At 61.3% G+C, this 24,089-nt stretch carries 24 protein-coding genes; 8 read left to right on the forward strand and 16 right to left on the reverse strand.

The window, feature by feature from the left end; translation table 11 throughout:
- The first annotated feature begins 24 nt into the window (after positions 1 to 24).
- Entirely contained in the window at positions 25 to 921 is an 897-nt protein-coding gene (locus E2F50_RS10780; RefSeq protein ID WP_133316413.1) for an NAD(P)/FAD-dependent oxidoreductase, read from the forward strand.
- Positions 922 to 928: 7 nt separating this feature from the next.
- On the opposite strand, the gene E2F50_RS10785 is transcribed toward E2F50_RS10780, so the two are convergent.
- The 4 genes from E2F50_RS10785 to E2F50_RS10800 all read right to left on the reverse strand — a co-directional run bounded on the left by E2F50_RS10785 (position 929) and on the right by E2F50_RS10800 (position 6,227).
- The gene (locus E2F50_RS10785) at positions 929 to 1,882 is read right to left on the reverse strand and encodes an alpha/beta hydrolase family protein (protein ID WP_133316115.1); all 954 of its coding nucleotides are present in this window, start codon (positions 1,880 to 1,882) and stop codon (positions 929 to 931) included.
- Between the two features lie 84 nt (positions 1,883 to 1,966).
- Positions 1,967 to 3,622 (reverse strand): cisplatin damage response ATP-dependent DNA ligase, encoded by a 1,656-nt coding sequence (locus E2F50_RS10790; protein ID WP_133316116.1) that lies wholly within the window; start codon positions 3,620 to 3,622, stop codon positions 1,967 to 1,969.
- Positions 3,623 to 3,638: 16 nt separating this feature from the next.
- Positions 3,639 to 4,649, reverse strand: a complete 1,011-nt coding sequence (locus tag E2F50_RS10795) for a ligase-associated DNA damage response exonuclease (protein WP_161974117.1) — start codon at positions 4,647 to 4,649, stop codon at positions 3,639 to 3,641.
- A 39-nt stretch (positions 4,650 to 4,688) separates the two neighbouring features.
- Positions 4,689 to 6,227 (reverse strand): MDR family MFS transporter, encoded by a 1,539-nt coding sequence (locus tag E2F50_RS10800; protein ID WP_133316117.1) that lies wholly within the window; start codon positions 6,225 to 6,227, stop codon positions 4,689 to 4,691.
- Between the two features lie 125 nt (positions 6,228 to 6,352).
- On the opposite strand from E2F50_RS10800, the gene E2F50_RS10805 reads away from it, so the two are divergent.
- Complete coding sequence (locus tag E2F50_RS10805) at positions 6,353 to 6,901, forward strand: MarR family winged helix-turn-helix transcriptional regulator (protein WP_133316118.1); 549 nt, start codon at positions 6,353 to 6,355, stop codon at positions 6,899 to 6,901.
- Positions 6,902 to 6,913: 12 nt separating this feature from the next.
- Here E2F50_RS10805 and E2F50_RS10810 read toward each other — a convergent pair whose 3' ends face one another.
- Positions 6,914 to 8,428 carry a sensor domain-containing protein gene (locus tag E2F50_RS10810; RefSeq protein WP_133316119.1) on the reverse strand — a complete coding sequence of 505 codons (1,515 nt, stop codon included), beginning with the start codon at positions 8,426 to 8,428 and terminating at the stop codon, positions 6,914 to 6,916.
- A 213-nt stretch (positions 8,429 to 8,641) separates the two neighbouring features.
- On the opposite strand from E2F50_RS10810, the gene E2F50_RS10815 reads away from it, so the two are divergent.
- Complete coding sequence (locus E2F50_RS10815) at positions 8,642 to 10,021, forward strand: TIGR03808 family TAT-translocated repetitive protein (RefSeq protein WP_133316120.1); 1,380 nt, start codon at positions 8,642 to 8,644, stop codon at positions 10,019 to 10,021.
- Here E2F50_RS10815 and E2F50_RS10820 read toward each other — a convergent pair.
- The gene (locus tag E2F50_RS10820; protein ID WP_133316121.1) at positions 10,018 to 10,332 is read right to left on the reverse strand and encodes a type II toxin-antitoxin system RelE/ParE family toxin; all 315 of its coding nucleotides are present in this window, start codon (positions 10,330 to 10,332) and stop codon (positions 10,018 to 10,020) included. The genes E2F50_RS10815 and E2F50_RS10820 overlap by 4 nt on opposite strands.
- Positions 10,329 to 10,613: a ribbon-helix-helix domain-containing protein gene (locus tag E2F50_RS10825; RefSeq protein ID WP_133316122.1), complete on the reverse strand. Its 285-nt coding sequence runs from the start codon at positions 10,611 to 10,613 to the stop codon at positions 10,329 to 10,331. Before E2F50_RS10825 ends, E2F50_RS10820 begins: the two co-directional genes overlap by 4 nt.
- 128 nt (positions 10,614 to 10,741) lie before the next feature.
- Here E2F50_RS10825 and E2F50_RS10830 point away from each other — a divergent pair, with 128 nt between their 5' ends.
- Complete coding sequence (locus E2F50_RS10830; protein WP_133316123.1) at positions 10,742 to 11,389, forward strand: glutathione S-transferase family protein; 648 nt, start codon at positions 10,742 to 10,744, stop codon at positions 11,387 to 11,389.
- Between the two features lie 79 nt (positions 11,390 to 11,468).
- Here the strand turns inward: E2F50_RS10830 and E2F50_RS10835 are convergent, their stop codons facing one another.
- Positions 11,469 to 12,095, reverse strand: a complete 627-nt coding sequence (locus E2F50_RS10835; RefSeq protein WP_133316124.1) for a glutathione S-transferase family protein — start codon at positions 12,093 to 12,095, stop codon at positions 11,469 to 11,471.
- Between the two features lie 53 nt (positions 12,096 to 12,148).
- Positions 12,149 to 13,156, reverse strand: coding sequence for an asparaginase (locus E2F50_RS10840; protein ID WP_133316125.1), 1,008 nt, complete (start codon positions 13,154 to 13,156; stop codon positions 12,149 to 12,151).
- 96 nt (positions 13,157 to 13,252) lie between these two features.
- Between E2F50_RS10840 and E2F50_RS10845 the strand changes: the two genes are divergently transcribed.
- Entirely contained in the window at positions 13,253 to 13,990 is a 738-nt protein-coding gene (locus tag E2F50_RS10845; RefSeq protein WP_133316126.1) for a DUF3750 domain-containing protein, read from the forward strand.
- 74 nt (positions 13,991 to 14,064) lie between these two features.
- Here the strand turns inward: E2F50_RS10845 and E2F50_RS10850 are convergent, their stop codons facing one another.
- The 5 genes from E2F50_RS10850 to E2F50_RS10870 form a co-directional block, all read right to left on the reverse strand.
- Positions 14,065 to 14,211: a DUF1127 domain-containing protein gene (locus tag E2F50_RS10850; protein WP_133316127.1), complete on the reverse strand. Its 147-nt coding sequence runs from the start codon at positions 14,209 to 14,211 to the stop codon at positions 14,065 to 14,067.
- Positions 14,212 to 14,799: 588 nt separating this feature from the next.
- Positions 14,800 to 15,081 (reverse strand): helix-turn-helix domain-containing protein, encoded by a 282-nt coding sequence (locus E2F50_RS10855; RefSeq protein WP_133316128.1) that lies wholly within the window; start codon positions 15,079 to 15,081, stop codon positions 14,800 to 14,802.
- Positions 15,082 to 15,093: 12 nt separating this feature from the next.
- On the reverse strand, positions 15,094 to 15,405 hold the full coding sequence (locus E2F50_RS10860) for a type II toxin-antitoxin system RelE/ParE family toxin (protein WP_133316415.1): 312 nt from the start codon (positions 15,403 to 15,405) through the stop codon (positions 15,094 to 15,096).
- A 41-nt stretch (positions 15,406 to 15,446) separates the two neighbouring features.
- Positions 15,447 to 16,451: an NAD(P)H-quinone oxidoreductase gene (locus tag E2F50_RS10865; RefSeq protein WP_133316129.1), complete on the reverse strand. Its 1,005-nt coding sequence runs from the start codon at positions 16,449 to 16,451 to the stop codon at positions 15,447 to 15,449.
- 102 nt (positions 16,452 to 16,553) lie between these two features.
- Positions 16,554 to 18,389 carry a GGDEF domain-containing protein gene (locus E2F50_RS10870; RefSeq protein ID WP_133316130.1) on the reverse strand — a complete coding sequence of 612 codons (1,836 nt, stop codon included), beginning with the start codon at positions 18,387 to 18,389 and terminating at the stop codon, positions 16,554 to 16,556.
- 312 nt (positions 18,390 to 18,701) lie between these two features.
- Between E2F50_RS10870 and betC the strand changes: the two genes are divergently transcribed.
- Together betC and betB are read left to right on the forward strand one after the other, a co-directional pair.
- Entirely contained in the window at positions 18,702 to 20,237 is a 1,536-nt protein-coding gene (gene betC / locus E2F50_RS10875) for a choline-sulfatase (RefSeq protein WP_133316131.1), read from the forward strand.
- Positions 20,238 to 20,239: 2 nt separating this feature from the next.
- Positions 20,240 to 21,703, forward strand: coding sequence for a betaine-aldehyde dehydrogenase (gene betB / locus E2F50_RS10880; protein WP_133316132.1), 1,464 nt, complete (start codon positions 20,240 to 20,242; stop codon positions 21,701 to 21,703).
- 17 nt (positions 21,704 to 21,720) lie between these two features.
- Here betB and E2F50_RS10885 read toward each other — a convergent pair whose 3' ends face one another.
- Entirely contained in the window at positions 21,721 to 22,089 is a 369-nt protein-coding gene (locus E2F50_RS10885; protein WP_133316133.1) for a helix-turn-helix domain-containing protein, read from the reverse strand.
- A gap of 6 nt (positions 22,090 to 22,095) precedes the next feature.
- Positions 22,096 to 22,341 carry a type II toxin-antitoxin system RelE family toxin gene (locus E2F50_RS10890; RefSeq protein ID WP_133316134.1) on the reverse strand — a complete coding sequence of 82 codons (246 nt, stop codon included), beginning with the start codon at positions 22,339 to 22,341 and terminating at the stop codon, positions 22,096 to 22,098.
- Positions 22,342 to 22,437: 96 nt separating this feature from the next.
- Here E2F50_RS10890 and betA point away from each other — a divergent pair, with 96 nt between their 5' ends.
- On the forward strand, positions 22,438 to 24,087 hold the full coding sequence (gene betA / locus E2F50_RS10895; RefSeq protein WP_133316135.1) for a choline dehydrogenase: 1,650 nt from the start codon (positions 22,438 to 22,440) through the stop codon (positions 24,085 to 24,087).
- Positions 24,088 to 24,089: the final 2 nt, after the last annotated feature.

Consider the following 24,089-nt stretch of genomic DNA (forward strand, 5'->3'; position numbering starts at 1 on the left):
AGCCCGCCCATGTCCCATGACGCCATACCCTATGACGCCATCATCATCGGCGGCAGTTATGCCGGCCTTTCCGCCGCCATGCAGCTGGCCCGCGCCCGCCGCCGCATCCTGGTGATCGACGAGGGGCAGCGCCGCAATCGTTTCGCCGCCGCATCGCATGGCTTTCTTGGCCAGGACGGCCGGGCACCGGACGCGATCGCTAGTGACGCCAAGGCGGAGCTGCTGCGTTATCCGACGGTGGAATGGCTGGAGGACCGCGCCCAGCAGGCTGGGGGCACGGAGGACGATTTCACCGTAACGACCGCCGCCCATGGCGAGCTTTCGGCCCGCCGGCTGGTGCTGGCGCTTGGCGTGACCGACGACCTCCCGTCGATTGCAGGGCTGACCGAAAGATGGGGACGCAGCATTTTCCACTGCCCCTATTGCCATGGATACGAGCTGGACCAGGGCGATATCGCCGTGATCGCCAGCTCGCATCATTCCATGCACCAGGCTTTGATGCTGCCCGACTGGGGCAAGACGACCCTGATGCTGAACGGCTGCTTCACTCCCGACCAGGAGCAGTTGCAGCAGCTGCAAGATCGCGGCGTCACCATCGAGCCGAGACAGGTCCAGGCAATTACCAGCCATGCCGACATCACCTTCGCCGATGGCAGGACCCTGAGCTTTGCCGGCCTCTTCGTGCTGCCGCAGCCAAGCATTGCCACCCCGCTTGCCGAACAGCTGGGCTGCGAACTGGAGGATGACGCGCTTTATCCCTGCATCAAGACCGGTTTCACCAAGGAAACAACCGTATCCGGCGTCTTTGCTTGCGGAGATGCGGCAAGGCCTGCCGGCTCGGTAGCGCTGGCGGTCGGCGATGGCAACGTCGCCGGCGTCGCAGCGCACCAGTCGCTGGTGTTCCGCAAAGCCGAGGCATAGCAGCGCGTCAGGCGGCGACCTGGTTGAAGAAGCGGATGCTTTCATGCACCGCTCCGGGCACGACGCCGTTATGGGTTCCGGGCAGCAGCTTCGCCTCGATCGACACGCCCGCCGAGCGGGCCCGCTCCATCAAGAGTTCGTGGTCCTTGTCGAAGGGCCGCTCCTGCGTACCGCGCAGCAAAAGCGTCGGGCATTTGAGGCTCGGGCCGAAACAGGCCGACGAGCGCATGACGAATTCTTTGGGATCGCTCGCATCGAAGCGGATGTCGCGATCATAGCGGCTGAAGAAGCGCCATGAATTGACCCCGGCGGAAATCGGCGCGGCAGCGCGGAACTTGCGTGTCATGGCGGCGAGCAGCGACAGCGTGCCGCCATTGCTGTGGCCGGCCAGGAAGAAGCGGTTCTTGTCGATGCCCGGAAGGTTTTCCAGATAGGCGGCCGCGGCCAGCGCGTCCGAGGTTTCGTCGTAGAAGCCGGAGAAATTTCCTTCCTGGCCGTTCTCGCCCCGGAAGGACGGATGCATGACCACGAAACCGGCTTCCCAATAGGGCTTCATCATTTCCCAATGCCCTTCGCCGGTGGCATTGCCGCCGTGCAGGAAAAGCACTGCCGGCTTCGGGGTCGCGCTCGGCTCGTAATGCGACAGCCAGGCGATCAGCTCCAGCGATCCGTCGGGACCGCCGCGATAGGTGACACGTTTTGCTCCGGGCGGCGTGCCGAGCGGCTGCGACTGCTCCGGCGCCGGTCCCTTGTAAAGCAGCCGGGTCTGGAAGTGCCGCCTTGCCTCGCCATAGTCCTCCTTTTCGAGTGGCAAAACTTCGGGCACCGGAAAGGCTGCGCTAGCGGGCCTCGACATCAGCGCAGCCACGGAGAAGCCTGCCGCTGCCGCCAGCAGCTTGCGGCGCTGGATGCCGCCGGCCTCCAAGCTCGGGTTCAAAGAAAGAAAATTACGGTCTACCATAGTCCTGGAGCCTTTTCTGCTAGCCGGGCCGATATCAGCACCGCACCGCCGCGCTGTCCATTCAAGCATTCGCGAACGCTTCTTTCACGCCGCCTTCGCTTCTACCATGGCCATCAATGTGGACAGCCGGTCGGCATCGCGCGGCTGCTTGTCCTGCCGCAGCCGTGCAATGCGAGGGAAGCGCATGGCAACGCCGGATTTGTGGCGGGTCGAACGGGCGATCCCCTCGAAGGCCACTTCCAACACGAAACCGAAATCCGGCTGGGCCCGCACCGCCCGAACCGGACCGAACCGCTCGACCGTGTTGTCGCGCACGAACTTGTCGAGCACTTCGAGTTCCGCATCGGTGAAGCCGAAATAAGCCTTGCCGACCGGCACCAGCTGATCGCCATCCGGCGTTTCTGTCCAGACGCCGAAGGTGAAGTCCGAATAATAGCTCGACCGCTTGCCATGGCCGCGCTGGGCATAGAGCATCACCGCGTCGATATTGTAGGGGTCGCGCTTCCATTTGAACCACGGACCTTTCATTCGGCCTGCCTGATAGGGGCTGTCCTTGCGCTTGATCATCACCCCTTCGATCACCGGATCGGGCGGGGCAATGCGCAGCCGGTCAAGTTCCTCCCAACTCGAAAACGGTACCAGGGCCGACAGATCGAAGCGATCATGCGGCGCCTGCTCGATCACCTCGCCGAGCCGCTCGCGCCGCTCCAGGAAAGTTCTGGCGCGAATGTCGGCGTCGCCATCGAACAGAAGGTCGTAGCTGCGCACAAAGGCCGGATAATCTTCCGTCATCTTGGCGCTCACTGTCTTGCGGTTCAGCCGCTGCTGCAGGTCGGAAAAGGTGCGGGTCGGACTGTTGGAGCGCATGGTGCCGCCCACCAGCAGCTCGCCGTCGATGACGCCCTCGAAATTGATCGCCTCGACAATATCCGGGAAGGCGCCGGAAATATCGTCGCCGGAGCGGGAATACAGTTTCCTGGTGCCCCCATAGCTCGACATCTGCACCCGGATGCCGTCCCATTTCCATTCGGCAGCGTAATCGGTCGGGTCGAGCTTGTCGGTATCGCCAGGCTCGACGGGATTGGCGAGCATGACGGAATGGAAGATGGCCGGCGTCGCCAGCACCGGCTTGTCCGCCTTGCCCTCCAGCCAGGCAAACAAAGCCTCATAGGGTGGCGCAAGACCGTGCCAAAGCGTCTCGATCTCGGTCACGTCCCGCTTGTTGTCGGAGCCGTCCGGTCCTGGATGGGCGCTCATGTCCGCCAGGGCCTGCTTGGCGAGCCGGGCGGAAACGCCGATGCGCAGCGAGCCGGTGACAAGCTTCAGGAAGGCGAAGCGGCTCGACGGATCGAGGTGGTTCAGAAGATCGCGGACGGCGGAGCGCACTTCGGTGCGGCCTAGCGAATTCATCAGCGTGACGACTTCGCCGAGCCGCGGCTGTTCCGCATCGGTCGTGTCGTCCTTCTCGCCGCCGTCCCAGACCAGGGCTATGGTTTCCGCCAGATCGCCCACATAATCATAGGAATACTGGAAGAGGACCGGGTCCATGCGCTCCAGGACGAGATCGCGCAGCATGGCCGGCTTGACGCTTTTAAGGTCCAGCCCGCCGGCCAGCGCTGCCAGGCCATAACCGCGGTCGGGATCGGGCGTATCGCGGAAATAGTCTGCAAGCAGCTTCAGCTTGCCGTTGCGCGACGGAGTGAGAACGAGGCGGTCGAGCAATGTGGCAAAGGCTTTCATGGGCTGATCCCCAACATCAATCCCCCTCGTCCTCGTAGCCGACGAGATGCAGCGGCCGGGCCGGGATGCCTTTCAGCTCGCACCAGCGCACCAGCGCCTCTTCGCGCCCATGCGTGACCCAGACTTCCGAAGGGCCGATCTCGTTGATGGTGGCCAGAAGCTCCGGCCAGTCGCAATGGTCGGAGATCACCAGCGGCAGTTCGACGCCGCCCTGCTTGGCGCGCTGGCGCACCATCATCCAGCCGGAGGCAAAGGCAATCAGCGGCTCGTTGAAACGACGGGCCCAGCGGTCCTGGAAGGCCGAGGGCGGGCCGACGACGACCGCGCCCTTGAAGGCATTCGGATCCTTCTTTTCAAGCGTGGCGGGACGGATATCGCCAAGCTCGATGCCCTGGCTGGTATAATAGTCGCAGAGCCTGGCCAGCGCGCCATGGATGAAGATTGGGTCGCTGTATCCGCAATCGCGGATCAGGCGGATGACGCGTTGCGCCTTGCCAAGCGCATAGGCGCCGATCAGATGGCTGCGCTCGGGGAACTGCTTGAGTGAGGTCAGCAGCTTGGCCACTTCCTCCTTGGGATCCGGATGGTGGAAGACCGGCAGGCCAAAGGTTGCCTCGGTGATGAAGACGTCGCACGCGACCGGCACGAAGGGCGCGCAGGTTGGATCGACGCCGCGCTTGTAGTCGCCCGACACGACGATCCGCAGCTCGTCCTTCTCGATGGCGATCTGCGCCGAGCCCAGCACGTGTCCCGCCGGATGGAAGCTGACCTTGACCCCGTCGACATCAAGTGGCTCGCCAAAACCTGCCGCCTGTTCGGAGCCGCAGAAGTCCTCACCATAGCGGATACGCATGATATCCAGCGTTTGCCGGGTCGCCAGCACGTGTCCGTGGCCGGCGCGGGCATGATCCGAATGGCCATGGGTGATCAATGCCCGCTCGACGGGGCGCACCGGATCGACATGGAAACGGCCGATGGGACAGAACAGCCCGGCCGGGGTGGGATGAAGCAGCGCCTCGGGTTTCATGCGCAAGAAGATAGGCCAGCACCCGGCGCTGGAAAGGCCTCAGGCCGCCGCCGCCTTGTTTTCTGCAGGCGCTTCGGTGGAACGCACGGTCGGCAGGCGCTTCGGCTTGACGAAAAGGGCCGCAACTAGGCCGATGGCGACGATGAAGGCGGCCGTCAGGAAAAGCGGCGTGAAGGCGTGGTAGTAGACGCCGGCTACCGCATCGCGAGACGCCTGCGGAAGCTCAGCCAGCATTTTCGGTGTCAGCGCGCCGATATCGCTGATGCCGGCGATCGGCGCTGCGACATCCTTGAGTGCCGAGGCGACGATGGCGCCATAGATGGAGATGGCGATGGAGGCGCCACCCATCCGCATCAGAGTCACAGCGCCTGTGGCAGCCCCGACATCCTCGCGCGGCGCGGAATTCTGGACGCCGATGATCGGCGCCTGCTGGCCGCAGCCGATCGCGAATCCCTGCAGCGTCATCAGCAAGGCGACGACTGCGAGCGGCGTGGCCTGGCCGATCTGCGAAAACAGCAGCAAGGCAACGAGGCTGAGGCTGAGGCCGAGGACGGAAAACGGCTTGTACCGCCCGGTCAGGGAGATCAGCCGACCGCTGGAGATCGAGCCGACGACCATGCCGCCGGTCAGACCGATAAAGAAGAGGCCGGACATGGATGGCGTCAGCCCGGTCGTGGTCTGCAGCAGGAGCGAATAATAGTTGACCATGCCGATGCCGACGGCACCGGAGCACATGGTGACGATCAGGAAGAGCCAAAAGGTCGAGTCGCGGAACAGCCGCAGGGGCACGATCGGCTCGGCCACCCGACCTTCGATCCAGACCCAGAGGGCGGCACAGGCGAGGCCGAAGACCAGCAGCGCCAGAGACGAGGCTGCAACCATGGAGCCGAAGATCTGCTTGCTGTCGGCCCATGCGACGACGCAGGCAATGGTCGTGGCGAGCACGATCGCTCCGGCATAGTCGATCCGCGGCTTGCGGGTCGGACGCCGGTTGGGCAGGAGAAGGAATATGCCGGTGACGACGACCACGCCGATCGGCACATTGATCAGGAAGATCGACCGCCAGCCGAACAGGTCGCTCATCGTGCCGCCGAGGACCGGGCCGAGACTGCCGGATGCCATGATCATCAGGCTCGAATAGCTCTGATATTTGGCGCGCTCGCGCGGCTCGAAAAGGTCTGCATTGATCGAGAAGATCGACACCATGATGCCGCCTCCGCCCAAGCCCTGGAAGACGCGGGCGGCGATCAGCGAATCCATCGACCAGGCAAAGCCGCAGGCGACCGAGCCGAGCGTGAAGAGAATGATCGCCGCCAGCATGACGTATTTGCGGCCGAACAGATCGCCAAGCTTGCCATAGATCGGCATGACCGCACTGGTGGCCAGCAGAAAAGCGGAGCTGACCCAGCCGAACCTTTCCATATCGCCGAACTCGCCGACAATGGTCGGCAGCGCGGTGGACACGATTTGATTGTCCAGCGTTGCCATGAACAGGGCCGCCATCAGAAAGCAGAAGATCGCCAGGCGCAGCCGCGGACTGGTGACAAGCGGCAGGGGCGCCGGGCGGGCAATATCCATGAGATCAACATCCAAAAAGCAATTAGGGATTTATGTGCCTCTAGCATATAAATGTCAATGTCAATTTTGTGCACACATCAAGGGTGCGCTTGAATACCCCGCCAGCAGTCTGCTATGATCGAAGCATGACAGCAGCAACCTCTCTCCCCGGCCCGGAACCTGGGCCAGTCCACGCGGAAGACTTTGTGCGCATCAGCGACACGCTGGCGCGGCTGCGTATGCTGATTGGCCGGCGCGTGATCGCCCGTACGGCAATCGCCAATACCGTCCCGGGCCTGGAAATCTCCCATCTCGATGCATTGGATGTCATGCGGCGCATCGACGGTGAGGTCACCGTCGGCGCCATTGCCGAGGCCATGCGGATCGACCCGTCGCGCGGCAGCAGGCTGGTTGCCGACTTGGTAGCGCGCGGCGTGCTGCGCCGGGATGCGTCGCAGGAGGACGGCCGCCGTTCGCTGCTGGTGCGGACGGAACTAGGAGACCGGCTGCTGGCCGAAATCCGCTCCGTCAAGCGCTCTCTGCTTATGAATGTGCTGGAAAATTGGGACGAACAGGAGCTGGACCTTTTCTCCCGGCAGTTCGAACGGTTCGTCGCGGGCTTCGAAGCCGTCTACATGAAGGCAGCCAGGGCTGCGGACGGCGACGTGACGGAAGCGTCGTCGCATCCACGCTGAAGGCGGCGTAGGTCAGGCGTCGCCGGCGGTGGTCCGGAGCCTGTCTCGGCCCATGGCCTTTGCCTCGTACATGGCGCAGTCCGCCCGTGCCAGAAGCGCTTCGGGCGTGTCGCCGTCCTGCGGGAAAAAGGCGATGCCCATGCTGCAGGTCGCAACCACGCTCGTCTCGTCGATCACGACCGGGCGGGCTATGGCGGCCCTTAATTCCTGCAGGCGGCGGATGACGCCCATTTCCCGATGGTCGGGATTGCTGAAAACGACGGCGAATTCATCCCCTCCGAGGCGCACCGCCAGATCGCTGGCGCGGATACAATTGGTGATGCGAGCAGAAAGCGCGCGCAGCACCTCGTCTCCGGCCGCATGCCCGAGCGTATCGTTGATCCCCTTGAAATTATCGAGATCGATATAGGCGATCGTCACCTTGCGGGCTTCCCGATGCGCTTCGTGCAGCGTCCGGCTGAACTGCGTCCAGAACAGCGCGCGGTTGGGCAGCCCGGTCAGCGGATCATGATGGGCCATGTGCTGAATGCGCGCCTCGGTGTGCGCCCGCTCGATGGCAATGCCGGCGATATCCGTCGCCATGGCCGTCAGCTCCATTTCAAGTGTCGTCGGTTCGCGCACATGAGCGGAGTAAAGCGCGAATGTGCCGAGAACCCGGCCATCGGGACCGAGAATCGGTGTGGACCAGCAGGAGCGAAAACCGAACATGATGGCCAGTTCGCGGAAATCCTCCCAGAGCGGATCCTCGGTTACGTCTTTAACGATCACGGGCGAGCGCCGCCATGCAGCCGTGCCGCAGGAACCACGCTTCGGGCCGATCTCGAAACCGTCTATCAGCTTCACATAGGCTTGCGGAAGCTTAGGCGAGGATGCGCTGTGCAGCCGCTCTCCCGCCTCGTCCATCAGGAGAACGGATGCCATGATATCGGACAGCTCCGCTTCCACCAGGGCCACGAGAGCATCGAGAACTGCCGTGGCCGGCTGGCCGCGGGCAATCATTTCCAAGAGACGTGCATGGCCGTGGCGAAGGTCGTCCTGCCGCTTTCGCTCCGTGATATCGCGTGAAATGCCGATCAGCCCGACGATGAACCCGAGGCTGTCCCGCAGGGGCGTTTTTGAGGTCATCAGCCACAGGATGCGGCCGTCTGGAAGCCGTATCCGCTCCTCAAGCCCGTTGACGGCGACGCCAGTTGACATGACCTCCTGCTCGACCAGAAACAGACGGCCCGCGGTTTCTCCGTCGAGAATGTCGAAATCGGTCTTGCCGATGAGATCGGCTGCATCGCGGAACTTGCTGTTGTGACCGGCGGCGGCATTGGCGAACACGAAGCGGCCGCGGCGATCCTTGACATAGATGAAGTCCGGCAGTTGATCGAGCAGGATCTTTGTCTCAAGCTCGAACGTCACCCGGGCCATATCGACGTCGATGTTCTCGCCCGTGGATATGCGAAGCAGGCGGCTGCACAGCTCTTCAAGAGGTTCCCGCGAAGGCATCGCCGGCATAACCTGCATTACGGGGTTTACCATGAACCCCCTCCCCTTCAAAATGCTCGCAGACCCGCGCTCAAGTCCTCATAGCATGCAGTAGATTTGCTTATCCTTGCTTAAGAACATCATGAAATTGTCATGTTGATTCAAAGATCGGACCTTGAAAGCTATGATCGACCAGCAAGCGACCTGACGGCAAGGCGGAAACACTGGCATGAACAACAGGCTGTTGACGACGGAAGGGATGGTTGGATGATTTCGAGACGAAGCGCACTCCGCCTCATGGCAACGGGAGCCAGCACCGCCCTGCTTCCTGCCGCCGCCCGTCCGGCCCCGGCCATCGATCTTCAACTCGGCATGCGGGGCTCGATCGATGCTGGGGCGCAAGGGATAAGGCCCGGCGGCGGCGATAAGATGAGTCGCAAGCTGGGCGAACTTATCGCCAGGGCGGCGAGCCAGAACGTGCCGCTCTTCCTGCCGCCGGGGGATTATCAGGTTTCCGACCTCGTCCTACCGCATGGCAGCCGCATCACGGGCGTGGCCCGCGCTTCCCGGCTTGTTTATGCCGGCAGCGGCTTCCTGCTGCGGGCCGACGGCGTGGGACATGTGGCGCTGTCCAACCTCGTCATCGACGGCGCAAACCGGCGGCTTGGCGATGAGACGCCGGCGCTCGTCCACCTGCACCGCGTCGCTGACCTTGCGATCGACAATTGCCAGATCATCGGCTCGTCCAAGTCTGCCCTGCAACTGGAGCAATGCGGCGGGCGGATCGAACGCAGCCGGATCTCCGCCGCCTCTGATTACGGGCTATATGCGCTGGACAGCGTAGGGCTTGCGGTTTCCGGCAATATTGTCTTCGACTGCGGCAATGGCGGCATCCTGATCCACCGCCGCAGCAAGGGGAACGATGGCACGCTGGTTTCCGGTAACCGCCTCTACAGGATCGGCGCCGTAAACGGCGGCACCGGCCAATACGGCAATGCGGTCAATCTTTTCCGCGCCGACAATGTCATGGTGACGGGCAACCAGATCTCGCAATCGGCTTTCTCGGCCATACGCGCCAACAGCGCCTCGAATGTGCAGATCGCCAATAACCATTGCCTCGGTTCCGGCGAAACGGCGATCTATTCCGAGTTTACCTTCGAGGGTGCGGCGATCTCCGGCAATATCGTCGACGGAGCCGCCAATGGGATTTCGGTCGTCAACTTCAATGAAGGCGGCCGCCTGGCGGTGATTTCCAACAATCTTGTTCGCAACCTGTCTGCCAAAGGACCCTACGATCTGGAAGAAGCGATCTTCGGCGTCGGAATCAGCGCCGAGGCGGATACGGCGATCACCGGCAATGTCATCGAAGGCGTGCCGCTCTGGGGCATGGCACTCGGCTTCGGCAACTATCTTCGCAATGTCATCGCCACGGGCAATATCGTACGGCAGGCAAAGGTCGGCTGCGCCGTGACTGTTGTCGAAGGGGCCGGTGCAGCGCTGATCAGCGGCAACCTGTTCCAGGGCATGCAAGACGGCGGCGTGATCGGCTATCGGTGGAAGGCACCCGCCACCGGCGAACTTGCCCGCGGCGGCAACGAGGCGGCCCGCCTGGCGCATCTGACGATCGAGAACAACAGGGTTGTTTAGTCCGGATCACCCGCCTCGTCATCCAGGTCCACATGACGGCCGCGGTGGAAGATTCGCGCAATGATCACGGCATCTCCACTGACTTCGAACGCGATCGTCGCGCGCCGGCGGTATCCGACGAGGCGCAAGCCCGGACGCAGATCGCTGCGCCTCATTCCCCGCTTTGGGAATGTCGAGAAGTTCAGGCAATAGGCCTGGATCTCGCCTACATAAAGCCTCGCCCTTTCCGCACCCATCCGGGCAGCGAGGTAGATCAGGAGGTTCTCCAAATCTTGGCTGGCGGCAGGTGCGAAAACAACATGATAGTTCATTTGCCGCTTTGCTTGAGAAGATCCGCCGCGCGGGCGTCGAGCCGCCTAGCAACCTCCTGGGGCGTCAACAGCCTCTCCGGATGTGCCTCCATCTCCTCCAGCGTCGGCACCACCTCCTCCACCAACCACGTCTCGATGGCCGCGTCGTAGTCCAGCAGGGTGCGCAGGCCTTCGCTGATCACCTCGCTTTCGGTAGCGTATTCGCCCGAAGCGACCTTGGACTTGACCATTTCGGCCATTTCGGAGGGTAGCGTGATGCTGAGTGACTGGGTGCTGCGCATGCCTGGCTCCTCGGCGGTCGACACGTTGAAATTCTATCTAAAACTTTCATGGGCGTCCAACGTGGATTGATCTTCCGTTTTGATGACCGAGGCCATAGCTTGCGGCAGAATTCAGGAGAAACACACGAATGCTGAAGATTTATGGTGTCTATCGCTCGCGCGCGACGCGCCCGCTCTGGCTCCTGGAGGAGATGGGAACTCCCTTCGATCTGGTGCCGGTCATCCAGGCTTACCGCCTGCCCGAGCCGATGGCGGCCGGCGCCCCGGTCAACACGCTGTCGCGGGAATTCCTGGCGGTCAACCCGATGGGATCGATCCCGTCCATGGACGATGACGGCTTCGTGCTGCACGAATCGCTGGCGATGACGCTCTACCTTGCCCGCAAATATGGCGGCGATCTCGGCCCCAAGGATATCGCCGAAGAAGGACTGATGCTGCAGTGGTCGCTGTTTGCCGCCACCAGCGTGGAAACGCCGGCGCTGAAGATCCAGCAGACCAAGGCCGATTCCGATGAAGGCAAGGCGGACATCGATGTCGCGGCGCGGCTGCTGAAGCGGCCTTTCGACGTGCTCGAAAAGCACCTTTCCGCCCATAGCCACATGGTCGGCGGCCGGTTCACGGTGGCGGATATCAATGTCGCCGAAATTCTGCGTTACGCCCAGGGACACGCCGCGCTGTTTGCCGACCGCCCTGCCCTCGAGGCATGGCTCCAAAACTGCCAGGCACGCCCCGGCTTCCAAGCCATGTGGGAAAAGCGCAACGCAGAACCGGCGTAAGGAGCGCACATCCTCCTGCCTTGATATTTCGCGGGGTCAAGGCCCTGCGAAGCATCAGGAAGAAGATCAGCCTTCGGCTCTAGGCCGCCATTTCCTGCTCGCTCAGGGCTCGGACAACCGCCGGGCGTTGCCTCATGCGCTGGTAGTGATCCTGCACCCGCGGAAAATCGCCAATGTCGACACCGGCACCTTCCAGCCAATCCGACATGGTGAAGAGATAGGGATCGGCAACCGAATAGTCTTCGCCAAGCACGAAGGGTCCGGCCAGGAAGTCGTTTTCGATCAGCGTGAAGCAGTCATGCATATTCTTCGGCATCTTGGCCGCCATGTCCTCGAACGAGGACTGGTTGTCGGCCCAACGGTAGCTCCGGCGCTTATGGGCATAGGCGACATGCACCGTTGCCGCGATAAACGTGTTGAAGCCCTGCATCTTGGCGAACCGGAAGGGATCGTCCAGCGGCGCAAGCCTTGCTTCCGGCGCCGACTGGGCAATGAAGGCGAGGATCGCGACGGTCTCCGTCAGCGTGCCGCGCTCGGTCACCAGGGCCGGCACCCGCCCATGCGGATTAAGCTTCAGATACTCAGGCGAACGCTGCTCGTTTTCTGCAAATTTCAGCCGCCTCAGTTCATAGGGAAGGCCGGATTCCGCCAGCGCAATGTGGCTGGCGAGCGAGCAGGCATTCGGCGAGAAAAACAAAGTGAGCATGGTCAGCCCTTCAAAGCTCGGTTATTCCGGTGGTACGGCAAGGCTTAGCACGATCAACTGAACATCGCATCGGTCACGCGGACATCGCCCACATGGATGCCGTTCCAGTTCTTCATGGACCTGTTGGCCATGGACATCAGCTTGGTCTGTACCTCGCCACCGTTTTCGAGATAGCGGGCGATCAGCGCAAAGATCATCGCTTCGGCGGCGCGCGTCGTGCCGTCCTCGCATTTGACCGCCATGGCAAGGCCCCGGTCCGGAAGAGCTGCGACGAAGACGCCCTCGGCTCCGGTTTTCGCAAAGATCTTGCCCGGCGCCACTTCCATCAGTTTCGTGCAGGCGCGGTTGGTGCCGGCTACATAGAAAGGCTCTGCCATGCAGGCTTCCATCAGCCGGCGCGAGGCCTTGGCGCGCTCGGGTGCAAGGCCGTTGCCCGTCAGCATTTTTGCAAATCCGTGCGCCAAGCCCTTGAGCGGCACCGCATAGGTCGGAATCGAGCAGCCGTCGGTGCCGCAATTGTCCTCACCAAGCACTGCGCCCGTCAGGTTTTCCATGATGCCGCGGATTTCAGCCTGCAGCGGATGCTCGTAATTCACATAGCCGCGCAGTTCCGTGCCTGAATGAACGCAGGCACAAACAAAGCCGGAATGCTTGCCGGAGCAATTGTTGTGAAGCGCGCTCGGCTTGTCGATGGTGCGGGCCTGATGGATCAGCACGCTCTGTTCGGAGGCCCAGTGCGCGCCGCATTCCAGTGCCGACACGTCGCGACCTGCCTTGGCCAGCATGGAAGCGGCCATGGCCGCATGCGCATCTTCGCCTGAATGGGAGGCGCAGGAGAAGGCCAGCTCCTTGTTGCCGAAGCCATAGGCGTCGGCGGCGCCGCTTTCCATCAGCGGCAGGGCCTGCATCGCCTTGCAGGCAGAACGCGGGAAAACCCCCGCATCGACGTCGCCGAACGAAAAGACCACCTTGCCGTCGCCATCGACCACCACGCCCAGGCCGCGATGGCGGCTCTCGACCAGATTGCCTCGGGTGACTTCAACGGTAACGGGGTTTTGCATGACGCGTCCTGAAATTGCTGCTTTTGGAAGGCCTATGGCATTGGGCTGTCGGGCTGCTCTTAACCCGAGCCGGCGGGATTTTCATCGGGAACTAGCATGAAAACAGTTAAGCGGCTGTTTCTGTTCATCTTCATCATCTTCCTTTTACCAACCTTTGCGTCCGCAGGTCTCTGGGCGATGAAGGATAGGCCTTTGCGCTGGAGTGATGCCCGCTGGTCCTCGGCCGGTATTTTGCCTAAACCGGAAGAGAGCCAGGATGCGGCGATCTATGTCTTCTCAGCCATGACCGGCGGCCTGAAGGGCGCCGTGGCCAGCCATGCCTGGATCGTCTTCAAGGAAAAAGGCGCCAAGGCCTATACGCGCTACGACAAGGTCGGCTGGGGCAATCCGATCCGCCGCAACCACCGCGACCCGGATGCCTTCTGGTATTCGAACCCGCCGCAACTGGTGACTTCCATCACAGGTGCCAAGGCGGAACTGCTGATCCCCAAGATCGAGGGTGCGATTGCCGCCTATCCTTATGCGGAACCCGGCGGCTATACGATCTGGCCCGGCCCGAACTCCAATACGTTCGTGGCCTATGTGCTGCGTACCGTTCCGGAACTCGGCGCCGTGCTGCCGCCGCATGCGGTTGGCCGTGATTATTTGCCGAATGGCGAATTCCTGCATATCGATGACGACTGGAAGGACGTGCATATGACCCTGCGAGGCCTGATCGGCGTCTCGGTCGGTGCCCGCAGCGGTTTCGAATTGCATTTTCTGGGCTTGGTGGCAGGCCTCGATCTGGCGGCGCCCGGGCTCAAGGTTCCGGCGCTCGGTCGCCTCGGCATCTGACCACGGACCTTCGTGCAGACAGCAAAACGCCCGCAAACGGCGGGCGCTTGATATACATGACTGTCAGATGGCGATCAGAAGCCGACGGCCTGACGTGCGACCCGGCGGATATCGCCCTGGGCAATGCCGAGGTCGTTCAGTTCGCGCGGGCTCATGCGGCCCAGTTCGGCAACCGTCTGACGGTATTTGCGCCAGTTGTTCAAAGTGCGTGCTACGTTCATGATGGTCCCCTTTCCCGGGATTTTCGAAGCCGGCGGCCAGTGCCTGGCGCTTTCTTCCGCTTCGTTGACCCCTTTATAGTCCCCATACGGATGCACGCAAAGCGCGCAATCGGCAGGCCACCCATGCAGCAGACACATGGATAATCCTGGAGCTTATTAGGGAAAAACTCATAAACTTATAGACGGTGAGTAAAAACGGAAAAGGGCCGCACGAGGCGACCCTTCCATGAGTTTGGTCCGGTTGAGCGAACCCGGGCCGTTTTCGAAACGGTCCGAAGGAAGATGAGGTTCAGGCCGAGGGCTGCCCCGTCAAGACCGACACCTTTCCATTGTCCGCTACGCAGACCGAAATCCCACTAGACATTGGATCACCTTCCTTTCGTTACGTTGAACATGATGGGAAGATAGGGGGCGGATTTGCCTTCCGCAAGGCACGTTATATGAATAATTGCGAATTTAATTGAATTGCGTTGCGAGCCGTGCAGCCTTAGCATTCGTGAGCTTTGGCTCGAAGAGCATACTCAAGGCCAGCATCGAAACGACCTGTCTGCTACAGCCATCACGTCACGGGACGATGAGTTCGGGAAATCAGGCTGCGTCGGCGATATCCAGTCTGACGGAAAGACCTACCTTTGCAGCCAGTTCAACAAGCGCATCCAGACTGAAATTAGCAATCCTGCCCCGCAGCAAATCGCTCAGTCGAGGTTGCGTGAGGCCAAGGCGAGCGGCGGCCTCTGTCTGGGTGACTTTCCAGCTTCGTACCTTCTGCTCAATGGCAATTAGAAGAGCTGACCGCATCGACATATTCGCGGCCTCTGCTGGAGTGTCTTCCAAAGCCTCCCAGACATTTACAAAACTCTGGCGTTCCATATTTTGCTCCATTTAGATCTGCCGCAGTCGCGACGCGGCAATGTCCATATCCCGCTTCGCCGTCTGCTGAGTCTTCTTGTGAAAGACATGCAGAACGAAAATGGCATCCTCTATTCTGGTTACGTAGATGATACGAAAGGCGCCCATCTCATCGCGGATACGAACTTCCCGGACACCCGTTCCAACTGTCGTCATCGGCTTCCAGTCGCTCGGTTCGAGCCCGAGCTGGATCTTGTGAAGCTGGACACCCGCTTCTTTGCGAGCCGTCTCGGGAAAATCCCGCAAACGATCTAAAGCATCACCAAGAAAAACCAGCGGCTTCATCATTGCGGCTATCTATATCAAAACCGATATAAAAGACAATATCAGCCGAGTGTCACAACGATCTTGCCGATATGGCTGCTGGTTTCCATCAGCCGGTGCGCTTCGACGATGTCCTCGAAGGGCAGTACGGCGTGGATCACAGGAGCAATCGTGCCTTCCTCCAGAAGCGGCCAGACCTGGGCGACGAGGTCGTCGCGGATGGCGCGTTTTTCTTCTGCCGTGCGGGGACGCATCGTCGAGCCGGTGACCGTCAGCCGCTTCACCATGACCGGCGTCAGGTTCACCTTCTCCGCAACATTGCCGCCGAGGAAGGCGATGATCGACAGGCAGCCGTCCTTGGCGAGGCTTTCCAGGTTCTTCTCCAGATAGCTGGCGCCGATCATGTCGAGCACGACATCTACGCCCTTCCCGCCGGTTTCGGTCTTGACGACCGCGGCAAAATCCTCCGTCCGGTAATCGATGCCGCGCGTGGCGCCGAGCTTTTCGCAGGCCTCGCATTTCTCCTTCGAACCCGCCGTCGCAAAGATTGCCGAAGCGCCGAATGCCTTGGCAAGCTGGATGGCCGTCGTGCCGATGCCGCTCGAGCCGCCGTGGATCAGCACGCTCTCGCCTTCCGTCAACACAGCCATCTGGAAAAGATTGGCCCAGACGGTGAAAAAGGTTTCCGGAACGGCGGCCGCCTTGACGGCGTCATATCCCCTTGGCCATGGCAGAGCCTGCCCCGCGGGTACGGCGCAATATTGCGCATAGCCGCCGCCATTCGCCAGGGCGCAGACCTTGTCGCCGATCTTGAACTCATCGACGCCCTCTGCAACCGCGACGACCTCGCCGGCAATTTCGAGCCCGAGTATCGGGCTTGCATCCTTCGGCGGCGGATAGGCGCCCTTGCGCTGCTGCACGTCGGGGCGGTTGATCCCGGCCGCCTCCACCTTCACCAGGATTTCGCCGGCGCGGGGACCCGGCACAGGTCCGGTGACGATGGTCATCACTTCCGGCTCGCCGAACGAAGGCAGGTCGACAAAGCGCATTTCAGTCGGAAGCGGCATAAGGTCTCTCCTCATCAATCGGAGGCCACTGATGAGATCAGGGACCGGCGACAGACTTAGGACAGTCCGGCCTCAAGAAAAAGGCGACCTTGCGTCGCGATGTCATTTTGCTTCGCCGAAAGCTGGATCGTGGGCCGCGGCCTCACCGAAAGTCGCAAATACCAGGCCGGCCTCGCTGTCCTTGGCCTCCGCCTTGACGGCGGCGATTTCGGTGCCGATTCGTCCGACATCGTCGAGCACCAGTCCTTGGGGCAGTTCCACCACGCCGATCGAGCAGCGCAGCAGCGGGAAGTCCCGCTCGATGCCGGACCGGTCATGGCCGCGGATCTTGCCGGCAGCCCTGTCTTCCTCCGAATAGAGTTCGATCACATCATCATGGAAATCGGACAGCAGGCGCCCGAGGATTTCAGTGAGCTCGTCGCGCGTCCAGTCGCGCACGCCGATAAAGAAATCGTCGCCTCCGACATGGCCGAGGAAATGCTCTTCCGAAAAGAAATAGCGCTTCATCAGGGCGGCAAACAACGAGATGGCGTGGTCGCCGAGATGGAAGCCGTAATGATCGTTGAAGGGCTTGAAATTGTCGAAGTCGCAATAGCAGTAATAGCGGCTCTGGTCGTCGTCGCGGCCCGTTTCCTGCATGAAGTCGCGTATCGCGCGATTGCCCGGCAGGCTCGTCAGCGGATTCTGGTCCTGGGCGATCTTCAACTGCTTTTCGTTGACGACCTTGATGAGCGAAGCGGCCGAGACGACGCCGGCATAGCGCATGTTCTCCGTCAGGATGACGCAGGCGCTGTTTTCCATGTTGGCGAACAGGCTCATCAGTTCTTCCGCTTCCGCGTCCAGCCCGACAATCGGCGCACGCTCGACGAAATGCGAGATCGACCGTTCGTATTCCTTGTTCTTCAGCAAATCGCGGCCGAACGGCTGATAGATGTATTCCTTGAGATGGTATTCGTTGATGACACCGCGCGGCTCGCCATTGGCGTTGAGGACTGGAAAGAAGGCCTGGCGCGGATTGCGGCGGAAGAGATCGAAGACATTGTCGATGCTCTCGTTTTCATAGACGGCCGGCAGATGCTCGATCTGCTTGCGGATGAGGATTTCGTCGAGCGACTGGCTGGAGCGGCGTGAGCGACCGATATCGGCAAGATAGGGAAAGGACGGCTGCAGTTCCGCCAGAAAGGTCGTGGGCCGGGCGATGAACCAGCCCTGGACGAGGTCCACCCCATATTCGCGGCAGACCAGGAATTCGGCCTCCGTTTCCAGGCCTTCGGCGATGACGCGAATACCCAGCACGTGGGCGATGTTGACGATGTTCTTGACCAGGTGCCGCTTGCGCGGGTTCTTGTCGATGCCGGTGACGAAATGCCGGTCGATCTTCAGATAATCGACCGGATAATCGCAGAGCAGCTTCATTTCGCCGTGGCCGACGCCGAAATCATCGATGGCGAGCTTGAAGCCCGCCTTGCGCATCTCGACCACGAGATCGGCGAACTCCGGAACGGTGGTATTGTCGAAGCGCTCGGAAAATTCGAAGCACACCGAGGACGGAGCGATATTGGCCTTGCGCAGATGCTGCACGAGCTTTTCGAGGAAATATTCCCCGTGCGGGATCAGCCGGACATCAAGATTAAGAAAAAGAGTGGTCGAGGAGAAGGCGGGCAGAGTGGCGAATTTTGCCAGCGCCCGTGCGGCCATCATCTGTTCGAGCGCCAGAAGCTGGCCGGTTTCATACGCCTGGTCGAGCAGTTCGACGGGGGAGGAAAAGCCGATCCTTTCCTGGCCCCTCATCAGCGACTCATATCCGAAAACGGAACCGGTGCCGACTTCGACAATCGGCTGCAGGGCATTTTCGAGAACAAGCTTGGCCAGCGTGACAAGCTGATCATTGGCATACCGGCGGAAGACCCCCGGTTCGAGAATGGCCGCAGACGACATATTCACTACTCCACTGCGCAATGGCATCAAATATGCGCTGCAGATTGTCCGCCAATCCTCAATAATCCCTTTCACGAGAATGACAGTTCGATGAAACTTCTATGACACGTCTTCCGCGTTTGATTACAATTGCTTACGTTTGCGATCGCCGTTTGAGAAGTTACCATCGGGCACACCCTCACGCTCTGTCGGTGCTTCGGAAAGATCTAGCGCGCTTTTGGGATAGCGGGGTTCGCAATCCCTTCTTGATTGCGCTGCCAATCAAAAATAACTCAGATGGACGTCAATCCGTCATGAGAGCCGATTCCGACCATGTCCCGCCCGAACATCCTCATCATCATGGTCGACCAGCTGAACGGCAAGCTGTTTCCGGACGGGCCGGCCGACTGGCTGCATGCGCCGCACCTGACGGCGCTCGCCGCCCGCTCGGCGCGGTTCCAGAACAACTACACATCCTCGCCTCTTTGCGCGCCGGCCCGCGCCTCGTTCATGGCCGGGCAACTGCCGAGCCGGACGCGGGTCTACGACAACGCCGCCGAATATGTATCCTCGATCCCGACCTATGCGCATCACCTGCGCCGCGCCGGCTATTACACGGCGCTGTCGGGTAAGATGCATTTCGTCGGGCCGGACCAGTTGCACGGTTTCGAGGAACGGCTGACCACCGATATCTACCCGGCGGATTTCGGCTGGACGCCCGATTACCGCAAGCCGGGCGAGCGGATCGACTGGTGGTACCACAATCTCGGCTCGGTGACTGGTGCGGGCGTTGCCGAGATCACCAACCAGATGGAATATGACGACGAGGTCGCTTTCCTCGCCAACCAGAAGCTCTACCATCTCGCTCGGGAAAACGACGATGCGGCCCGCCGGCCCTGGGCGCTGACGGTGTCCTTCACCCATCCGCACGACCCTTATGTCGCACGCAAGAAGTTCTGGGATCTCTACGAGGATTGCGAGCATCTGTTGCCCGAGGTCGGAAGGCTTGCCGACGAGGACCAGGATCCGCATTCCAAGCGGATCATCCATTCCTGCGACTACGTCAACTTCAACGTCACCGATGAAGACATCCGCCGCTCGCGGCGGGCCTATTTCGCCAACATATCCTATATCGACGAGAAGGTCGGCGAGCTGATCGACACGCTGACGCGCACGCGGATGCTGGACGAGACCCTCATCCTGTTCTGCTCCGACCATGGCGACATGCTGGGCGAACGCGGGCTCTGGTTCAAGATGAACTTCTTCGAGGGCTCGGCCCGGGTGCCGCTGATGATCGCCGGGCCCGGCATCCGCCCTGCCCTGCACGAGGCGCCCGTTTCCAATCTCGACGTGACGCCGACGCTTTGCGATCTAGCCGGCATCTCCATGGAGGAGATCATGCCCTGGACCGACGGCGATAGCCTGCGGCCGGTGATCGACGGGGGCGAACGCACCAGCCCTGTCCTGATGGAATATGCAGCCGAGGGCTCCTATTCGCCGCTTGTCGGCATTCGCGAGGGCCGGTGGAAATATGTCCACTGCATGCTCGACCCGGACCAGCTGTTTGATCTTGAAACCGATCCGCTCGAGCTCAGCAATCTCGCCATGGATCCCGATTTCGAAGAGGTCGTGACGATGTTCCGCCGCAAACGCGAGGAACGTTGGGACATGGGCGCCTTCGACGCCGCCGTGCGCGAAAGCCAGGCGCGGCGCTGGGTGGTCTATGAGGCGCTGCGCAACGGCGCCTATTATCCCTGGGATCACCAGCCCTTGCAGAAGGCGTCCGAGCGCTACATGCGCAACCACATGGACCTCAACGTCCTCGAAGAATCCAAGCGCTATCCCAGGGGCGAACAAGGCGGAGAATGACGATGAAAGCCCAGCCGATCGCCAGCCACTTTATCGATGGCGAATATGTCGAGGATACCGAAGGCAGCGTTATCGAAAGTCTCTACCCGGCCACCGGTGAAGTGATTGCCCGCGTGCATGCGGCAACGCCCGCGATCGTCGAGAAGGCGATCGCAGCGGCCAAGCGCGCACAGCCCGCCTGGGCCGCCATGAGCCCGACGGCGCGCGGCCGCATCCTCAAGCGGGCCGCCGAGATCATCCGTGCGCGCAATCGCGAGCTTTCGGAACTCGAAACGCTCGATACGGGCAAGCCGATCCAGGAAACCATCGTCGCCGATCCAACCTCGGGTGCGGACAGTTTCGAATTCTTCGGCGGTGTGATCGCTGCCGGCATGAACGGGCAATATATCCCGCTCGGCGGCGATTTTGCTTACACGAAACGGGTGCCGATCGGCGTCTGCGTCGGCATCGGCGCCTGGAACTATCCGCAGCAGATCGCCTGCTGGAAAGGTGCGCCGGCGCTTGCCGCTGGCAATGCGATGGTGTTCAAGCCGTCGGAAAACACGCCGCTCGGGGCATTGAAGATCGCCGAGATCCTGCACGAGGCCGGCTTGCCCAAGGGGCTCTACAACGTCATCCAGGGCGACCGGTCAACCGGGCCGCTGCTCGTCAATCATCCCGATGTTGCCAAGGTGTCGCTGACCGGCTCGGTGCCGACCGGCCGCAAGGTGGCCGCCGCCGCTGCCGGTACCTTGAAGCATGTGACGATGGAACTGGGCGGCAAGTCGCCCCTGATCGTCTTCGACGATGCAGATATCGATAGCGCCATCGGCGGCGCCATGCTCGGCAATTTCTATTCGACGGGTCAGGTCTGCTCCAACGGCACACGCGTTTTCGTGCAGCGCCGTATCAAGGACCAGTTCCTGGAGCGGCTCAAGGCGCGCACCGAAAACATCGTCATCGGCGATCCGCTCGACGAAGCGACGCAGATGGGACCGATGGTCTCCTTCGACCAGCGCCAGAAGGTTCTGTTCTATATCGACAAGGGCAAGGCCGAGGGCGCCACGCTTCTGACCGGCGGCGGCCTGCCGAACCACGTGACCGGCGAAGGCTATTACATCCAGCCGACCGTGTTTTCCGACGTCACCGACGAGATGACCATCGCCCGCGAAGAGATTTTTGGACCGGTCATGTGCGTGCTGGATTTCGACGACGAGGCAGAAGTGATTGCCCGCGCCAATGCCACTGAGTTTGGCCTGTCGGCCGGCGTCTTCACCGCCGATCTTGCGCGCGGCCACCGGGTCGCCGACCATCTGGAGGCCGGTACGTTGTGGATCAACACCTATAATCTCTGCCCGGTGGAAATCCCATTCGGCGGCTCGAAACAATCCGGGTTCGGGCGCGAAAATTCCTTGGCCGCGCTGGAGCATTATTCGGAGCTGAAGACGGTCTATGTCGGCATGGCACCTGTCGAGGCGCCGTATTGATGGGCTCCAAAAGTGGCCTAGTCATCCTCCTGGTTCCAGACCACGAGATCGTCCAAATCGACTCTGAGTGTCTTAGCGATGCGCATCAGCACATCGACCGAGCCGGCCTTCTTGTTGTTCTCGATGTCGGAAAGATGCGGCTGCGATATACCGACAGCCTCGGCCAGCTGCGCAACTGTCATTCCACGGTATTTGCGGTAGATCCTCATCGGATTATCCGACTCGGAAAGTTCCTTGATCAGTTCATGCGGAAAGGTCTCCTCGCCTGCGGCAACTCGTGCCATGATGGCGTCGGCCTTGAGGCCATCGATCAGGTCTTCGAAGTCTTCTTCGCTGAGAAGAACATAGCTCTTTCCGTCAATGACGAGCTTTTGGATATCACCCATGCTGATTTACTCCTTGTAGATGCCGCCGCGCGGACCAGCATCGATGACCATGACGACCCTGCCAAGGTCGTCGATTACCACGCGGTCCTGGCCGACACGGATGCGAAAGTGCGGCTTTCCAGTCATCTTCCTGATGTCAACCCGCTCGCCACGGGCGTAAGCTTCGAGCTTGGCGATGATCGCGGCCCTGCGCTTGGGTTGCATCTGACGAAGGCTCTTGCCGGCTTCCCGAGTGTAGGTGAGCTCTTTCAACGCCGCCGCCTTTATCCGTCAGCCATACCGGCCTTCATAGCTTTAAGCTATATTCATCCTCAGGTCCAGACGTTCTAGCGACAAGGTGTGATTGCCATGCAGGCAGATTTCGTCATCATCGGTTCCGGTTCGGCAGGCTCGGCCATGGCCTATCGGCTGTCGGAGGATGGCAAGCATTCGGTGATCGTCATCGAGGCTGGCGGGTCCGATTTCGGGCCGTTCATCCAGATGCCGGGGGCGCTGGCCTGGCCGATGAGCATGAAGCGCTATAACTGGGGTTATCTTTCTGAGCCGGAACCAAACCTCAACAACCGCCGCATCACCGCACCGCGCGGAAAGGTCATCGGCGGATCATCGTCGATCAACGGTCTCGTTTATGTCCGCGGCCATGCGGAAGACTACAACCGCTGGGAGGAACTCGGCGCCAACGGCTGGGCCTATGCGGACGTGCTGCCCTATTTCAAGCGCATGGAGCATGCCCACGGCGGCGAGCAGGGCTGGCGCGGGACCGATGGTCCGCTGCATGTGCAGCGGGGTCCGGTGAACAACCCGCTGTTCCACGCCTTCATCCAGGCCGGCGTGCAGGCGGGTTTCGAGACGACGGAGGATTACAACGGATCGAAGCAGGAAGGCTTCGGGCTGATGGAGCAGACCATTTACAAAGGCCGCCGCTGGTCGGCCGCCAATGCCTATCTTCGTCCGGCGCTGAAGCGGCCGAATGTTCAGATCGTCTACGGTTTTGCAAACAGGGTCGTCATCGAAAACAGCCGCGCGGTGGGGGTCGAGATCGAGCGCAAGGGGATCGTCGAGACGATCAGGGCCAACCGCGAGGTCATCGTCGCCGCCTCCGCCTTCAACTCGCCGAAGCTGCTGATGCTGTCCGGCGTCGGGCCTGCCAAGCACCTGAGGTCGATGGGCATTGAGGTGCTGGCCGACCGGCCGGGCGTTGGCGCCAACCTGCAGGACCACATGGAATTCTATTTCCAGCAGGTCTCCACCAAGCCGGTCTCGCTTTATTCCTGGCTGCCCTGGTTCTGGCAGGGTGTGGCCGGCGCCCAATGGCTGCTGTCCAAGGGCGGACTTGGCGCTTCCAACCAGTTCGAAGCCTGCGCCTTCCTGCGCTCCCAGCCGGGGCTGAAGCAGCCGGACATCCAGTATCATTTCCTGCCGGTGGCGATTTCCTACGATGGCAAGGCGGCGGCGAAAAGCCATGGCTTCCAGGTGCATGTCGGATATAACCTGTCGAAATCGCGCGGCAGCGTGACCCTGCGTTCCGCCGATCCGAAGGCCGAGCCGGTGATTCGCTTCAATTACATGAGCCACCCGAAAGATTGGGAAAAATTTCGCCACTGCGTGCGGCTGACCCGCGAAATCTTTGCACAAAAGGCATTCGACGATTTTCGCGGCCCGGAAATCCAGCCGGGCGAAAATGTGCAGTCGGACGAGGAGATCGACGCCTTCCTGCGCCAACATCTCGAGAGCGCCTACCATCCGTGCGGCACCTGCCGCATGGGCCGTGCCGATGATCCCATGGCCGTAGTGGATCCGGAATGCCGGGTGATCGGCATCGAGGCCTTGCGGGTGGCGGATTCATCGATCTTTCCGCATGTCACTTACGGCAATCTCAACGGTCCCTCGATCATGACCGGCGAGAAGGCGGCCGATCACATCCTTGGGCGTCAGCCATTGCCCCGCTCCAACCAGGAGCCCTGGGTAAATCCGCGGGCGATGATGAGCGATCGTTAGGA

The organism is Rhizobium deserti (assembly GCF_004358025.1).
Classification (GTDB): Bacteria; Pseudomonadota; Alphaproteobacteria; order Rhizobiales; family Rhizobiaceae; genus Neorhizobium; species Neorhizobium deserti.

Excerpts from the sequence above, each read along its gene's own strand:
- betA (WP_133316135.1), top strand. The coding sequence starts at position 22,438 with ATGCAGGCAGATTTCGTCATCATCGGTTCCGGTTCGGCAGGCTCGGCC.
- E2F50_RS10825 (WP_133316122.1), bottom strand. The coding sequence starts at position 10,613 with ATGCGCAGCACCCAGTCACTCAGCATCACGCTACCCTCCGAAATGGCC.
- E2F50_RS10840 (WP_133316125.1), bottom strand. The coding sequence starts at position 13,156 with ATGCAAAACCCCGTTACCGTTGAAGTCACCCGAGGCAATCTGGTCGAG.
- E2F50_RS10785 (WP_133316115.1), bottom strand. The coding sequence starts at position 1,882 with ATGGTAGACCGTAATTTTCTTTCTTTGAACCCGAGCTTGGAGGCCGGC.
- betC (WP_133316131.1), top strand. The coding sequence starts at position 18,702 with ATGTCCCGCCCGAACATCCTCATCATCATGGTCGACCAGCTGAACGGC.
- E2F50_RS10885 (WP_133316133.1), bottom strand. The coding sequence starts at position 22,089 with ATGGGTGATATCCAAAAGCTCGTCATTGACGGAAAGAGCTATGTTCTT.
- E2F50_RS10800 (WP_133316117.1), bottom strand. The coding sequence starts at position 6,227 with ATGGATATTGCCCGCCCGGCGCCCCTGCCGCTTGTCACCAGTCCGCGG.
- E2F50_RS10855 (WP_133316128.1), bottom strand. The coding sequence starts at position 15,081 with ATGGAACGCCAGAGTTTTGTAAATGTCTGGGAGGCTTTGGAAGACACT.
- E2F50_RS10830 (WP_133316123.1), top strand. The coding sequence starts at position 10,742 with ATGCTGAAGATTTATGGTGTCTATCGCTCGCGCGCGACGCGCCCGCTC.
- E2F50_RS10815 (WP_133316120.1), top strand. The coding sequence starts at position 8,642 with ATGATTTCGAGACGAAGCGCACTCCGCCTCATGGCAACGGGAGCCAGC.
- E2F50_RS10810 (WP_133316119.1), bottom strand. The coding sequence starts at position 8,428 with ATGGTAAACCCCGTAATGCAGGTTATGCCGGCGATGCCTTCGCGGGAA.
- E2F50_RS10845 (WP_133316126.1), top strand. The coding sequence starts at position 13,253 with ATGAAAACAGTTAAGCGGCTGTTTCTGTTCATCTTCATCATCTTCCTT.
- E2F50_RS10865 (WP_133316129.1), bottom strand. The coding sequence starts at position 16,451 with ATGCCGCTTCCGACTGAAATGCGCTTTGTCGACCTGCCTTCGTTCGGC.
- E2F50_RS10790 (WP_133316116.1), bottom strand. The coding sequence starts at position 3,622 with ATGAAAGCCTTTGCCACATTGCTCGACCGCCTCGTTCTCACTCCGTCG.
- E2F50_RS10805 (WP_133316118.1), top strand. The coding sequence starts at position 6,353 with ATGACAGCAGCAACCTCTCTCCCCGGCCCGGAACCTGGGCCAGTCCAC.
- E2F50_RS10860 (WP_133316415.1), bottom strand. The coding sequence starts at position 15,405 with ATGAAGCCGCTGGTTTTTCTTGGTGATGCTTTAGATCGTTTGCGGGAT.
- E2F50_RS10850 (WP_133316127.1), bottom strand. The coding sequence starts at position 14,211 with ATGAACGTAGCACGCACTTTGAACAACTGGCGCAAATACCGTCAGACG.
- E2F50_RS10795 (WP_161974117.1), bottom strand. The coding sequence starts at position 4,649 with ATGAAACCCGAGGCGCTGCTTCATCCCACCCCGGCCGGGCTGTTCTGT.
- E2F50_RS10835 (WP_133316124.1), bottom strand. The coding sequence starts at position 12,095 with ATGCTCACTTTGTTTTTCTCGCCGAATGCCTGCTCGCTCGCCAGCCAC.
- E2F50_RS10870 (WP_133316130.1), bottom strand. The coding sequence starts at position 18,389 with ATGTCGTCTGCGGCCATTCTCGAACCGGGGGTCTTCCGCCGGTATGCC.
- betB (WP_133316132.1), top strand. The coding sequence starts at position 20,240 with ATGAAAGCCCAGCCGATCGCCAGCCACTTTATCGATGGCGAATATGTC.
- E2F50_RS10820 (WP_133316121.1), bottom strand. The coding sequence starts at position 10,332 with ATGAACTATCATGTTGTTTTCGCACCTGCCGCCAGCCAAGATTTGGAG.